This is a genomic window from Bacillus sp. RC242 (assembly GCF_044908245.1).
In the GTDB taxonomy this organism is placed as follows: Bacteria; Bacillota; Bacilli; order Bacillales; family Bacillaceae_G; genus Bacillus_A; species Bacillus_A mycoides.
Genome location: NZ_JBIYCZ010000027.1, coordinates 1 through 13,648, shown reverse-complemented (window position 1 = coordinate 13,648; position 13,648 = coordinate 1). Strand labels below are relative to the sequence as shown.

At 32.7% G+C, this 13,648-nt stretch carries 14 protein-coding genes and 1 pseudogene; 6 read left to right on the top strand and 9 right to left on the bottom strand.

The genetic code is table 11. The annotated features are described in order from the left end of the window. Positions 1 to 32: 32 nt before the first annotated feature. Together ABH957_RS28515 and ABH957_RS28510 are read left to right on the top strand one after the other, a co-directional pair. A complete protein-coding gene (locus ABH957_RS28515; protein ID WP_002167251.1) occupies positions 33 to 845 on the top strand; it encodes an ABC transporter permease in 813 nt (270 codons plus the stop codon). After that, positions 842 to 1,537 carry an ABC transporter ATP-binding protein gene (locus tag ABH957_RS28510; protein ID WP_016119309.1) on the top strand — a complete coding sequence of 232 codons (696 nt, stop codon included), beginning with the start codon at positions 842 to 844 and terminating at the stop codon, positions 1,535 to 1,537. Before ABH957_RS28515 ends, ABH957_RS28510 begins: the two co-directional genes overlap by 4 nt. Before the next feature lie 513 nt (positions 1,538 to 2,050). Here ABH957_RS28510 and xerS read toward each other — a convergent pair. Together xerS and ABH957_RS28500 are read right to left on the bottom strand one after the other, a co-directional pair. Then, a complete protein-coding gene (xerS, locus tag ABH957_RS28505) occupies positions 2,051 to 3,127 on the bottom strand; it encodes a tyrosine recombinase XerS (RefSeq protein ID WP_404457086.1) in 1,077 nt (358 codons plus the stop codon). 1,141 nt (positions 3,128 to 4,268) lie between these two features. After that, a complete protein-coding gene (locus ABH957_RS28500) occupies positions 4,269 to 4,598 on the bottom strand; it encodes a hypothetical protein (RefSeq protein WP_404458033.1) in 330 nt (109 codons plus the stop codon). Between the two features lie 256 nt (positions 4,599 to 4,854). Here ABH957_RS28500 and ABH957_RS28495 point away from each other — a divergent pair, with 256 nt between their 5' ends. Both ABH957_RS28495 and ABH957_RS28490 read left to right on the top strand, forming a co-directional pair. Beyond that, on the top strand, positions 4,855 to 6,237 hold the full coding sequence (locus tag ABH957_RS28495) for an alpha/beta hydrolase (protein WP_404512775.1): 1,383 nt from the start codon (positions 4,855 to 4,857) through the stop codon (positions 6,235 to 6,237). 605 nt (positions 6,238 to 6,842) lie between these two features. Then, a complete protein-coding gene (locus ABH957_RS28490) occupies positions 6,843 to 7,064 on the top strand; it encodes a hypothetical protein (protein ID WP_078178978.1) in 222 nt (73 codons plus the stop codon). Positions 7,065 to 7,566: 502 nt separating this feature from the next. On the opposite strand, the gene ABH957_RS28485 is transcribed toward ABH957_RS28490, so the two are convergent. Together ABH957_RS28485 and ABH957_RS28480 are read right to left on the bottom strand one after the other, a co-directional pair. Then, on the bottom strand, positions 7,567 to 7,791 hold the full coding sequence (locus ABH957_RS28485) for a hemolysin XhlA family protein (protein WP_016093737.1): 225 nt from the start codon (positions 7,789 to 7,791) through the stop codon (positions 7,567 to 7,569). Between the two features lie 141 nt (positions 7,792 to 7,932). After that, positions 7,933 to 8,121, bottom strand: a complete 189-nt coding sequence (locus tag ABH957_RS28480; RefSeq protein ID WP_404512773.1) for a glutathione S-transferase family protein — start codon at positions 8,119 to 8,121, stop codon at positions 7,933 to 7,935. A gap of 898 nt (positions 8,122 to 9,019) precedes the next feature. Here ABH957_RS28480 and ABH957_RS28475 point away from each other — a divergent pair. Then, positions 9,020 to 9,238 carry a hypothetical protein gene (locus ABH957_RS28475; RefSeq protein WP_078178979.1) on the top strand — a complete coding sequence of 73 codons (219 nt, stop codon included), beginning with the start codon at positions 9,020 to 9,022 and terminating at the stop codon, positions 9,236 to 9,238. Between the two features lie 67 nt (positions 9,239 to 9,305). Here the strand turns inward: ABH957_RS28475 and ABH957_RS28470 are convergent. The 5 genes and pseudogenes from ABH957_RS28470 to ABH957_RS28450 all read right to left on the bottom strand — a co-directional run bounded on the left by ABH957_RS28470 (position 9,306) and on the right by ABH957_RS28450 (position 12,411). Continuing rightward, positions 9,306 to 9,489, bottom strand: a pseudogene (locus tag ABH957_RS28470) (DUF2642 domain-containing protein). 107 nt (positions 9,490 to 9,596) lie between these two features. Further along, positions 9,597 to 9,830 (bottom strand): hypothetical protein, encoded by a 234-nt coding sequence (locus tag ABH957_RS28465; protein ID WP_002204044.1) that lies wholly within the window; start codon positions 9,828 to 9,830, stop codon positions 9,597 to 9,599. Positions 9,831 to 10,102: 272 nt separating this feature from the next. Further along, complete coding sequence (locus tag ABH957_RS28460) at positions 10,103 to 10,267, bottom strand: BC1881 family protein (RefSeq protein WP_002187312.1); 165 nt, start codon at positions 10,265 to 10,267, stop codon at positions 10,103 to 10,105. A gap of 556 nt (positions 10,268 to 10,823) precedes the next feature. Next, a complete protein-coding gene (locus tag ABH957_RS28455) occupies positions 10,824 to 11,285 on the bottom strand; it encodes a CarD family transcriptional regulator (protein ID WP_404458028.1) in 462 nt (153 codons plus the stop codon). 217 nt (positions 11,286 to 11,502) lie between these two features. Continuing rightward, a complete protein-coding gene (locus ABH957_RS28450; protein ID WP_404458025.1) occupies positions 11,503 to 12,411 on the bottom strand; it encodes an acyl-ACP desaturase in 909 nt (302 codons plus the stop codon). Positions 12,412 to 13,043: 632 nt separating this feature from the next. Here ABH957_RS28450 and ABH957_RS28445 point away from each other — a divergent pair. After that, positions 13,044 to 13,343 carry a hypothetical protein gene (locus ABH957_RS28445; RefSeq protein ID WP_002144219.1) on the top strand — a complete coding sequence of 100 codons (300 nt, stop codon included), beginning with the start codon at positions 13,044 to 13,046 and terminating at the stop codon, positions 13,341 to 13,343. Positions 13,344 to 13,648 lie beyond the last annotated feature (305 nt).

Sequence of the window (13,648 nt, the reverse complement as noted above, 5' to 3'; positions counted from 1 at the left end):
GGTTGTCTTTTTCAGTAGAGAGGTGAATAGCTATGTGGAATATATTATATTCAGAATGGCGTAGTGCAGCAAGGGGTAAACTTGCATACATGTTTTTGTTTCTTTGGATAACTATATTTTCTTTAATATTTGTTATGGAAAGAAATACCCCGTCTTTAGTAGGTTATACAAATGTGACGGGGACAATGGTAAACCTTATTTTATATATTGTACCCTTACTTATGTTAATTATAGGAGCATTTTCTATCGCAGGCGAAGTGGAAAATGGGAAATGGAGACTTTTATGTACGTATCCTTTAAAGAGTACCTCATATGTAATAGGTAAAATAATCGGTCAATTTATAGCGCAAACAGCTATTTTTTCAATGAGTTTTGGAGTAAGTATAATCATTGGGTTAGTAAGCGGTAGTAATTTTGATATATTTTGGGTGGTAGCAACGTATATCTTCTCTGTTTTATTAATTTTTTTATTTTTATTACTGGGAATAACAATCGGTTCTTTTTCTATAACTAGGTGGCAAGCTTTAGCCATAAGTATCGTAGTTTGGTTCTTTCTTATTATGATGTGGCCAACGGCTTTAATTAGTGTTCTTAATTTTGTTCCATATTCAATGATTGCACCATTAATAAAAATGTTATTGTTTTGCAACCCAGCAGAATTCCTTCGAATTATATTTGTAATTCAATTAGGTGGTGGAGCAATATTTGGGCAAGTATATGATCAATTGGTAATGATTTTTCAAAGTAAAGCTGTTATTTGGATTCTACTAATATACTGCATTATCTATACAATCGTGTTCTTGTTTGTGGCGGGGTGGCAAATGGAGAGGAGAAGAAAAAAATGACAGTATTAAATCTCAAAGAAGTATGTAAAAGATATAAAAAGAAAATAGCATTATCTCCAATCTCATTTCAAAGTAAACAAGGAGAGTGTATCGTATTATGCGGTGGGAATGGAGCTGGGAAAAGTACGCTCCTTGATATAATTGCTGGAATTACAACACCTACAACTGGTACCGTTCAATTAGGGAATATAGAATTACAGAAAGATAGAAAACAGTATGTGAGTGAAATAGGTTATATGCCAGATGATTTTCATGCACAGCAAGATATGACAGTTCAAGAATTTTTATTCTTTTATGCTGCTTTTCGAAATATAGGAAAAGAAAAAGTACAGGCAGTTATTAAATCAATAGGCTTAAATGAGAAAAAAAATGAACGGTTACATAGATTATCTAAAGGGATGAGACAGAGGCTATTATTTGGGCAGGCGTACCTTGGAAATCCTAAAATTTTGATATTAGACGAACCGACAAATGGCCTGGATCCGTATTGGGTAGATGAATTTTTAACAATATTAAAGACTTTAAAAAGAGATGGTACCATGATTATTTTTTCCACACATATGATGGATGTAGCTGCTGAAATTGGTGACCGGATACTCTTTATGAAAGAAGGAAAAGTCATACAGGAAATTAAAAATGATGGAGATTTAGAAAATTTAACGATAACATTACTACAAATGCATAGAAGATAAATACATTAGGAAACAGCTGCTTTCAGTATAGTAGCTGTTTTATTTTTACTTGTATCTCTAATTCTTTGAGGAATTTTTGTAGAAAGACAGGAAACTGGATACTAATTTTATAGCGTGCAATATCGAATTACCAATAAAAATGATTCGTTTAGTATCCATTTTCTTGTCCTAAAACAATGATAGGAATAGAAGTATCTACTTTCTTGTATAAAAAGTTTCCATTTTCTTGTCTTTCTACAATGTCGTTGTACAATAGGAGGGGAGCTTAACCTACAATCCTTCCAAGTGTTCGTTAAATTCCGATTTAACGTAAACAACAATTGTAGGAATCTAAAATTTTCATTTATCTAATCTAACTAGAGAGAGTTTTTATATACCAATTAGATTAGAATTTAAACTATGTATTTTTTATATAATAAAATTAAAGATGAAATGAATAATACATAACATTTAAAACCACTAACAGCAGGGAAAATAATAAAAGTTCAGCAATTTTGCATTGCTGAACTTTTATTATTTATTTTTTTTTCCTATTCTGCCTAAGCTATCTTTAATAGTTGTTTCTCCAAGCTGTGTGTATAATAAGGCCGTATCTTGGCTGGTATGCCCAAGTTGCTGCATCACTTGTAATGAGTCTTTTTCCTCCATATATAATTTATTTGCCAGTGTATGTCTTAATTTATGAGGAGACATTTTTTTACCATAAGCCTTAGTATATTTTTCTACTATATCTTGGATAGCCCTAACCGAAAGAGGCTGTGCAGTATGTTTATACTTCGATAGAAACACATTTTTTAATTCCTTCCCTGGAGCATATTTGTTATTTCTAATTTCCATATACTTTTCAAGATCATTCAATGCAATTGGGGTAATCCATACAGAATCTTCTTTGTTTCCTTTTCGTATTACATCAATTAGTCTTTCTTTTAAGTTTATATCTTCCATACGAAGATCGGCCAATTCACTTACACGAATACCACTACCAAGAAAGAGAGAGAGAATAGCTACATCACGATCTTTATCTCTTAGGAAATAGAACAATTGATGTTTTGTTAAAGCTTTTTCATGTTCAAACTTAACATAATTTAAAAATTCTTGATCGTCATCATTATGGAATATTTTAGATCTCATACGCTTCGCACGGGCGTTTAATGTTTCTTTATCTTTATGTATTTCAATTTTAGCCATTACATTTCTATAAAAATAGCATTCTCCATCTTCATCTTCTGAAAGGGAAGTAAGATACTTAAATAAAGATTTTAAAGCTGAAATTTTTCTGTTAACAGAGGAATTTTGCATGTTTTGTTGTAGTTTTAGAAATCTCATAAAGTTCTCAATATCTTTTTTCCTTAAATTCTCCAAATCAGAGAAGGATATGTCTTTAATGGACTTAAATTCAATAATTTGTTCAGATAATAGCCAATTAAAGAAGACTCTAAAATCATATACATAATTCAGTAGGGTGGAGGGAGAGGCATCATGCAATTCTTTGTACTCCACAAATTCTTCTATGTAAAATGGCATTTCATTTAAATTTTCGTATAATTTCTTACGATGTACGGATTTTTGACGTTGTTTGCTGTAATCCATAAAAATCACCTCATATATACTATAACAGAAAAATGATACGAACACAAGTTCGCATTAAATTCAATTTTTACACGAACTTATTTACATAATTTAATTATGTAATACTAAAATTCACTCGAAATTGAATGGGAAAGTGTAATTATTCTAATAAAAGTTATAGATAACCAAGTGATAAATTCATATTTGGCGATAAAAATTATATATGTATATAAAATAAAACGATTTTCAAATATAAGTTCTAACAAAATGAATACATGAACACAGTTTAAAAATCATTATAAAATGTGAATTGGTTAATTTAATCAAGGTTAATCAGGAGTTAGTTAGATCAACACAAGAAAAGCTCTTATAAATTAAAATGTAATTCACTATAAAAATTGCTTATGAGTAATTCAGCATTTGATTATTCTTATATAAAACATCAATTATATGGCGTATACCAATATTCATGCACTTGGGCTTGAAATCCCTAGATACTGTATTTGATTTTTATATAATCGTATTATTCTGCGTAAAATTGGTATTTCGTGCGAAGTTGTTGAGGTATGTTTTTTCTCCCTTCTTTCCATTCTTTTATGTTCATCCAACAGAATTCATTATTCATTATTCACTTTTCATCAGTAAGTAATATTTTTTGATTCCAGCTCTGTCCGCTTTTACATATCTTTGTTTATTGTACGTTTACTAATAGAGTGTAAACAACATAAAAACTCAAAATTAGATAAATTTAAGACAAAACAGCTCAGTTAAGCCCTTAGGGCTAAATCGGCTGTATTATACTCGAAACTGAGGTGTTTATAATATCGAAAGAGATGGTTTCTTTTATTGCTTTTTACTTCAAAAATGTTCTTTATTACTCTTGTTTTATGTAAAAGTTGAGCCCAATTTAATTATAATACAGAATTGAAAACATAGCTTTGAAATTCTTTTAACTGTCTCAATAAGATAAGAATTCTTTTCATTTTGAGACAGACTTCGATTTAATTTCCACAACTTCTGATAAGATATGTTATGTAAACTGAATATAAGTAATTGATTGTGGATACCTTTATATCAGCGGGTTTCCAGCAACCTACCTTTCCCTACTATTACACGATTACAATAAAAACTCACACCACATGACTCGTATGTATCAACATAACTAACCATAGTTCCCACCAAATGATATCGTCGCTTTAACGATTTTGTTCTTGTATTGCTTCTTATTTTCCCCTGGTACTGGCCTCATCGTTTGCTCAATCAATTCTGGGTGCTGTATTTTACCCGTATACTCTTCTTTTTTTACAGGCACGGATATGGTTTCATAATTATCCTGTTCATTATTATTTCCCTTTGTTTCGCTTCCTATCTTCCGGTCAAACTCCTTATCCTCGTATGTTATTTGAGTATAAACGTGACCTTTGCTGCTACACCCTGTTACCAATCCTAAAGCGATACACATTGTAGAAATCATCCACAAAAATTTCTTCATCTTATCCCTCCATCTCTTATTGCTTTTCTTCCCCTACATCATAACGAGGTTGTAATAGTTGTCTGAAAAACTATTGATTTCTATGGTATATCGCGGGTTCGTGTATCTATACGTTGCTATAATCCCCTACTATTTCAAACGTGCTTTTTATGATATTTATGCAGGATTCCCCCTTACATGTACCGAAACTCCAAGAGGGAACCATTCCACTAATTACCATCCCAATTTCTTACTATCGCATTTTGGAGGTTAAAACATGACAAAAAAACGGAACATACAAAAATCAGCACTTTCCATTACCCTTCTCTTATCTTTAGGGGTTTCATCTTTTCCAATTACATCGCCTATTCACGCGGATACACGCGCGGAACAATCTATAGAAAAGAAACAAATCACTTTAACCGATCGTACAACATTATTTTTTGAATATCTCCAGCATGGTAAATATGCAGAAGCCCTGCAATTAACATCCGCTGCTTTTCAATCGAAGTTTACTGCACAAAAATTGCAAGATTGGTGGACACAAAGTAATGGTGGTGGGATTAAAAACATAGGAACAGCAGAAGTAAAAGAACGTAACTTGGTTCATCAGACAGTTGAGATTCCAATAGAGTTCGAAGGAACTACGATTCCAGTTTTGCTTAAATTCACACCAGGCGGGAAAGTAGATGAAGTTGGGCAAAGGACACCTAAAAATACATATGCCATACCGCATCCTATCTATGATCGACCTGACTCCTATCAAGAACGAGAAATCGTAATTGGAAATTCTACATACCCTTTACCAGCCACGTTAACGATTCCGAAACATAAGCCTGGTGAAAAGGTGCCCGTTGTTGTTCTTGTTCATGGTTCTGGTATGAATGATCGTGATAGTACAAACATGGGGACAAAATTGTTTAGAGACCTTGCAGCGGGCCTTTCATCTAACGGAATTGCAGTCTTACGCTATGAAAAACGTTCCTTAGAACACACATTAAAGATGAGTGAAGAACCTATTACCTTAGACCGAGATACAACAGAAGATGCCATATACGCAGCAAAATCAGCAGCGCAGCAGGAAGGCGTTGACCCAAGTAACATTTTCATTCTCGGACATAGCCAAGGAGGTGGCGCGATGCCGCGTATACTGAGCAAAGCACCTTCTTCACTTGTTCGAGGCAGTATATTACTAGCACCACCCGCACGACCTATAACTGATGTGCTCATTGATCAGTATCAATACCTCGGGGCACCAAAGGAAGTAATCAATGAACTAAAAAGACAATTCGCCTATTACCAGGATCCTACTTTTGATCCAGACGGCCCACCAGCCGGTTACAATTATCCATCCCCGCATTTCATGTATGATGTTGCTCGCTGGCGTCCTGTTGAGGAAGCAAAAACACTTAAAGAATCATTATTGATTCTGCAAGGAGCACGCGATTATCAAGTAACAGTAAAAGATGAATTTACAAGATGGCAAGAAGGACTCTCAAACCGCGGGAATATTCAGTTCAAAACATATCCGAAATTGAACCATGCCTTTACAGAAGGAGATGGTGATTTAAGTCTTCCTAGTGAGTATGAAATCCCTGCAAATGTTCCCGAGTACGTCATTCAGGACATTATTAACTGGGTCAATGAGACAAAAAAATAAGTAAACTTGCAAAAAATCTTCATGCAATCATCATTGCGTGAAGGGGTTGTTACTAAAGCGGAGGATCATGAGAGAAATAAAAAAAAAATATATACATAATAGTAATTAAAGTAGTGAAGAGTAGTGAAGAGTCCTGAACATCCAGGACTCTTTCTTATTTTATAATGGGGTAGCACCCATTGCTATCCAGTTATAACAGCATTACAAAATTTTCAGGAGTGTTTTTTATTACTTTTTTAAGTGGATTCTGGATGCTTTGAAATCAAGTTACCTTTTCCGGACTTATCGTTCCAAAACCTATATACTAATTCAGATTCTCCAAAATGCTCAATGGCCCGTTTAAAGGATTCTAGTTTAGAGAATACTCATATTTTAACAACGTTAAGATGTTTTTTAATTTTGATAAGTGTATATGAGACATTCAAAAGCCTTATAATGTGTCAAACAACAATATTATCAAAAGAGTATACCTGTATTGATAATACTTGATATGACTAGGTTTATCTCACTATCGTTATAAATCTGCATAATCCTGATGTGACCGCGTTTAGTTTTTAGACATATTATATAAATGTCAATTTAATTATTAACTGAGGTGAATTATTATGATAAATCCTTACTGTATTAAAAACAGGGCAATTGGCTCAGTCTATACAACCCATGGAGCTCAATCAACAATGCATGCAGTATATCATGCAATGCAGCATATGCCATACTATCAACATCCCGCTATACCTTATTATGAAACCATACAATATCATCCCTCTATAGGATATACACCTCAAAGTATATATCCTACTATTTTTACAACAATTCCACTTTATTAACCATCCTCTTGTTTTTAATTATTTTTAAACTGTACAGAAAAACTCCTCCCTCACTTTTTAAGGGGGGAGATGTTGACAAAAGAGGATCTGGACATGTCCCATTTTATTTTTTCTACTGTTTCATTAATTGGAATTGCCACAAAATTATCTAAACCTCTGTTCATTACTTCAACTTCAGTTTGATTTGAATAAAATAAATACATTTATCTATTAAAGCCCTTACCTCTGAACTCTTCAATTGTAGTTACCCCCTCTTTTCGCGCCTGTTTTCCAATTACTCCGTTTTGTAATCTAATTAAGACCATTGTAAGAATCAGAATCATAACTGATTAAGAGACTTTGTTAAATGCCCAACATGATATTTCTCATCAAAGCTGATAACACTGAGAACTTGTTGAACATCGCTTCTTACTTCCTATCATTCTTCCACTTTGGCCACCTCATTTCAAAATAAAAAGAGAGACGCTTGTCCCTCTATAGCAAATACTTTTATACAAACAACCTAAATACCACCTTTTATTATTAACCCTAGAACTGCCATAACTATTGCGCTAATAACAATTCGTAAAATCCATGTGGTATTCAGACTGATTTTTTCTAGTTGCTTATTGATTGTAGAAATATCTTTTTCATTTATAGTTGTACGAGTTTCCAAGTTACGAATATCTCGCATGATTTCTTTTTGCTCTGCTTTTAGGCTGTCGATTTTTGCATATACATCTTCCATACATTCACATCCTGCTCTAAAAAAATAATACAACAATCTTTATATATTATGAGACAACCCTATTCAGTGTGAATTTATAAAAGATATTTCTTTACCTAAGCCGTAATTAATACAAAATACAAAATAAAAAAGACCGACATATTAAATTGCCCCTCTTTGGTTTATTCGTTTTCGATTGACCGACTTTTGTGCCACTAATTGTTCTTCAAGTAGTTTAAGTCTTGCTCCAATTTCTGCTTTTACCCTTTCTAATTCTTCTCTTGTCGTCGCAAAATATATCGCTTTTACTGATTTTTTCATTTGATGATTAATTGCCCGCAACTCTCCCACCCATGACTACTTTATAATTTTGAATTGTGTCTGCTATATAACATTCTGATCTAAAAAAATGCATATAATCTTGACTGGGTATGATATGTTGTCCATGTTTTCCGTGTTAGATTTCCATTATCGTCTCAATAGCATATTTATACCGTTCATGAATCTCATACTTTTCTTTCAATTCCATCGGTTTATTATCTTCTTTTAATAATCTATCTAAATAAATCCAAATTATCTCTATTCATCTAAATGCACCCCTTTTAGCAAACCTTTCTTGCTCTAATGTGTTTAGGCTTACCTTACTTTAGTTCGTTAAATACCTCGCCCACTATCCCTACACAAGCGACTATAATCATTCTTCATCCTCCTCCGAAATAAAAAGCACTCGAATCGATGCTTTCTTATCATTTGTTAATTTGTAATTCAATTACGGTAAATGAAGTTTTATTCTTCTTCCAATCACTTAATACAGTTTCCTTCATCTGCTGGTTTCGGATTTTATGAGCAGTTAGCTTTGGCTAGCTGCTCTTTTAGTCGCTTCATCAAGCGTATAAGTGATACTGTCAGGTCTCCAACCCGAATGCGCCTCCATAAAACTATATACAGCTCGTGGTGTCCATCCTCTATTAAGGGTATACTCACATTTATTAACTAGATCGTTATAGGTTTTTATATCCATTCCTCTTTTCTACAAAATGAAATTTTTGTTTAGTTTTTCGGATGATCGCACTTCCCTTTGTATGACCTTCTCTATCCGTTCATGCAGTTTTACAAATCACTGTCCGAAAAGTTACCACATATATTCCAAAAAATTTCGGAGTAAAAATATAAGTCTACATATTATAGAACAAAAGATGAAGGCTTACTCTTCAAAACTTTTGTGATTTTCATAGGAAAGAACAATTATATGGAAAATGTATTAATAGCAATACAACACCCTAAAAAAGAGCAATCTGAACAGGTCATTCAAAATATAGTAGAGAAGATGGATATGATGATTAGCTTAGTTACTACTTACATGGCTATTGAATCAGGATCTATGGAAGAATTAAAAGAACTTCAGGAAGAAATTATTCATGCTCAAGCATATATTCAAAAACGGAAATTTGAAGAAACACAGAGATAAAACCCTGTGTTTTTATTTGTTCGTCTATGACGTCAATCTGGTATTAATCAAATTAGATGTAATTTGATTATTGTTTTGGCATAATCCATACATTTTTTTGAATGCGTACAATATACGGCACCGTATCTTCAATGAGCAAATAATCTGGTTTCACATCTTTTAACTTTCCTCTTACAGTTTCAATAACTACATATTTACGAATTGCTGATTGTAATGCCTGATAATACGGAGGGATTCGGTACACTTACCATATTTTATTCACTACAGTAATTGCCCTCCAAATAACTCATTAATAGGCAATGATATAGGGGTATTTTGAATGTACATCCAGGGTGTTCCTTTCAAGACATGTATCATTTTAAATATGCCCTTTATTAGAATACTGCTCATACTTTTTTTGAGATTCTTTCGTAATACGTGCGTTAAGTAAAATCGCTACCAACAAAAACACTCCATATTCCCCCCCTGTAGCTCCTATGATAATTACACTACTACAAACAAGTACAATTAATAGGAGCAACGAAACTAAAGAAATCCGTTCATAGTTCTTTGACATCTTCTCGTATTTTATGCGTTGTTTCCTTGCATACATCTAAATTCCTCCTTAAAATTATCAATTTTCCTATAAAATAAATCTCGCCCTTAAAAAGAAAACAATCTATCGGTTCAAATAATTAATTTTTTTAAGCAACTAATTTATATAACGTAAAAAGAAATACTACCAATATTAAGCTTTCCGCTATGATAATCCCGACCCTCTCCTTTCTTTTAATCCCATCGCATCAGATGATATGTATATCCTATTATTATCAACAGAAAACAAAAAGGATCCTCCCTTTCGTAAAGGATAATCCTTTTCTTCGCTCATTCAACAATTTTTAGGTATTCTTGATTAATTAAAATAACAGCCGGTCCATCTACAAGAATTCCACCAACTTCAATTTTTTCATAGGCCTCAATCTTAATAGAAGTAATCCCTTTCCGCTTCTTTAACTCGTTACTTAATTCTTGCGTCGGCATGTGTTTCATATCTTCACTCCTTCTTATTGTTTCATATCATTTTATTATGTTAAATGAATTATAAAAATGGTTTCTAGTTCTAGAAATTCCATCAATTTTTATCGTTGACCATATATTTAGATGTTACCAACTCGCGTATCTCTTTTATGAAAAGAAGATAAACAATTAATATTCACTGTCTCAGTAAATGTAGAAAATTCTTAAAGATAGAGATGAGATTGATTATTTTTTCTTCTAGAAATAATGACTTAGATATATATACCTAAAACAATGAAAGCCCTACCTCTCTTTCATCCTTACGGCTCCTTGTCCGTGCCAGTGTGAATCAGGATTGCAAAAATCAAGTGACTATTTGATCGAGTTATTTGATGAAACTTCGAACGTTCGTAAAAGAAATATAAAAATAAAAATGGATTAGATTGAAGTAATAACAAAAGAGGTTCCTACTCTAAAAGTGAGTTGAAGAAGTTGAATGTCTTTGAAATGATTTACTTTTAATAATCATCATATTCCCGAAAAATTCAGGATATTTTCGGGGGATGTAATACATTATCTATAATGAACCTTAACAGAAACTTTTTAATTGATTTTCAGTGATCCCTTTAATTAATCCCAGTTCACTAATCAAAAATTCATGTGCGTTATCCAACATTTTTTTTTCGCTTGTATTCAGTGCTTTTTCTTTTTTCATACGCATTAGATCACGTACAACTTCAGCACCTTCTTGTATTTCACCCGTTTTTATTTTGTCCGTGTTCACTTTATACCTTTGTTTCCACGGCAGTAATTCATCTGATTCTCCATGCTGAAAAATGTGTATAATGTGTTTTAATGCAAGTATATCAGTAACTGGGCGTATACTCGAACTTAATATTTTACCCATAGGAATCATGACTTGCATATTACTGATTGACATTTTTATAACAAAATACTGTTGTTTTTCCCCTGAGAATTCTTTTTCTTCTATGGCTTCAATTATACCTGCTCCGTGCATTGGATAAACAATGTTATCGCCAATTTGAAACATATAATCCACCTCCATATATGGTAACCTTCTTAACCTTAACATATATGTGATTTTTTATCAAATATTTTATAATATCATAAAATCATTTTTATCGTCAACCACTTTTTTGACAAAAATTAAATTAAGTAAAAAACACCCCCAAAACAATAGGGGGCGTGTCAGATTTCTAATAAAGGGAAGGGGAATTTCCCCGCGTATATTCTGAAATCTCTACTCATTAACGTAGATCAGTTTTCCCTTGAAAACGACCAAATCGATCCCGTATTTTTTTCAATCTTGTTTGGTACTCCAAAATCTCAATTCTTGCTTTTTCAGCTAGAGGTGCAATGGGTCGTAAGTCTTTTAACCCCCAATAATCAACTACTACATCAAGTACTTGATCAAAATATTGCAGCGGCCCATAGTTAGCTTCTTTTGCAATCACAGTCATTCTATTTTCAAAATCAGGCATGACAGCACCTGGCATTTTAAAATTCCTAATCACATTGGCAATATGATAGCAATAATTAGGTTCCAATTCCAAATGTGTTCGAATGACGTCTCGATAAAACGCATAATGAAGAGTTTCATCTTTTGCAAGACGGCGTAATAATGTAGCAAGATCTGGATCATGCTTACTTGCAACCTTAGCTACATTATTGTAAAACACCATCGTTGCAAGTTCTTGTAGCGTCGTATATGTCATTGCTTCGATTGGTGTGTGAAAATCGGGCTCAAATCCACCCTCAACGACTGACTTTCTTAATTCATGTAATCGTTTGGGATTCACACTTCGAGTGAGTAGTAAATATGTCTCCAATAAATTCGAATGTTGATCCTCTTCTGAAGTCCAAGTATGAATAAAGTCTGTAATAACAGAAAGGGACCCTTTAAAAGTCGCAGATAAATACGTTGTAAACCATGGTAAATTCACCTCTGTTAATAAAGCTGTTTCAATGGCCGTAATTACACCAGAAGGAAGAGTAACTTGACTTTCATCCCAAGGAACTCTTTTAAAGTCCATTCCCTTATCCCATGGTAAAAACTCATGATAACCCCAGTCTATCTTCTGCGCTCTTATTTTATGTTGTTCATACAGTTCTTTTAAACGTGGTTCTAATCGGAAATCTAAATCATTTGTTAGCATATATAAGTGCCCCCTTTTCTTATCATAGATAGTCATTCTATTTTTACATTCATTTTTATCCTTAAAAATTTTCTACAAATAAATATTACTTTCCTTTTTTTAAGTCAAACATAACAAATTTGTAACAAAACTCTTTAAGAGCCCTATATTTTTATATGATTTTTTCAAATCAAAAGGGGAACCGTTACATATATTGTCCTTTTTTATAAAAGGGGTTCTGAGGCATACGGTGTGTTGCTTAGCCTAGATAAAAAAACGATCATCAGTAAATAGAGAATAACATTCATGGATGAAGATACTCGTCATGTTGTAAATCTTGGTGATTATAAAAAGGTGCATGCCCATAAAGAATCGTTTTATAATAAAGATTGATAAACAATTAATCTTTCATGCGTTTTCGCTACTTTCTAATTTTGTTATTGGTAGCAAAAACTGAAAAGAGTAATGGTATTTTATACACACTAACAACTTATTTAGATGTTAGACCCAATATATTAGATTAAGCGCTTGAAAAATATATACAGTTGATGAGATAGCCTTAGACGACAAATTCCCAACAAGATCACTGTACATTGACTATGATGGGGTTATTTACACGGTTAGACCGTGCACAAAGAGAAGAGGCGATAAACATGCAGTCAACGGAAGCTCATATGAAGGAAACACAACGTAGAGAAAAAATAGAAATAATATTTAGTCATATGGTAAAAGGAGAGAGTTATTTTCACGGATCCTCCTATCAATGGAAAAACATTGTATACCAAAATTATAATAGGATACAACAAAAAGAGTTAAAAATTGAACAACTTATTTCCAAAATGGAAAAAGAAGGGGTTCTCTTTGCGCAGCATCGTTCACTCATACACTATCCCGTCATTGATTTTGTCAAATATATAGCTAAGGTTTATAAGGAAACCCTCGAAAAACAATAACCATGATTATATTTTTAAAATAAATAATTATATTCAAAGAAAACCTTTACAAAAAGTTTATTTGTGAACATTGTTAACAAAAAGCTCAAAAACGAATATTTTTTTATTCAAAATAATATTCGTTTTTGTTATAATAACAACCATAACGTATTCTAGTCGTTTGTATATCTTCAGATTTTGTAAAATTTATTACACAAAAAGACAACTCTTAATTTGAAGTGAACCCCGAAAACGGGACACATATCAAAACACCTAAACCATCTGTTCCCTAAATTCTTTAGGGGATAGGTGGTTTAATTTTTCTT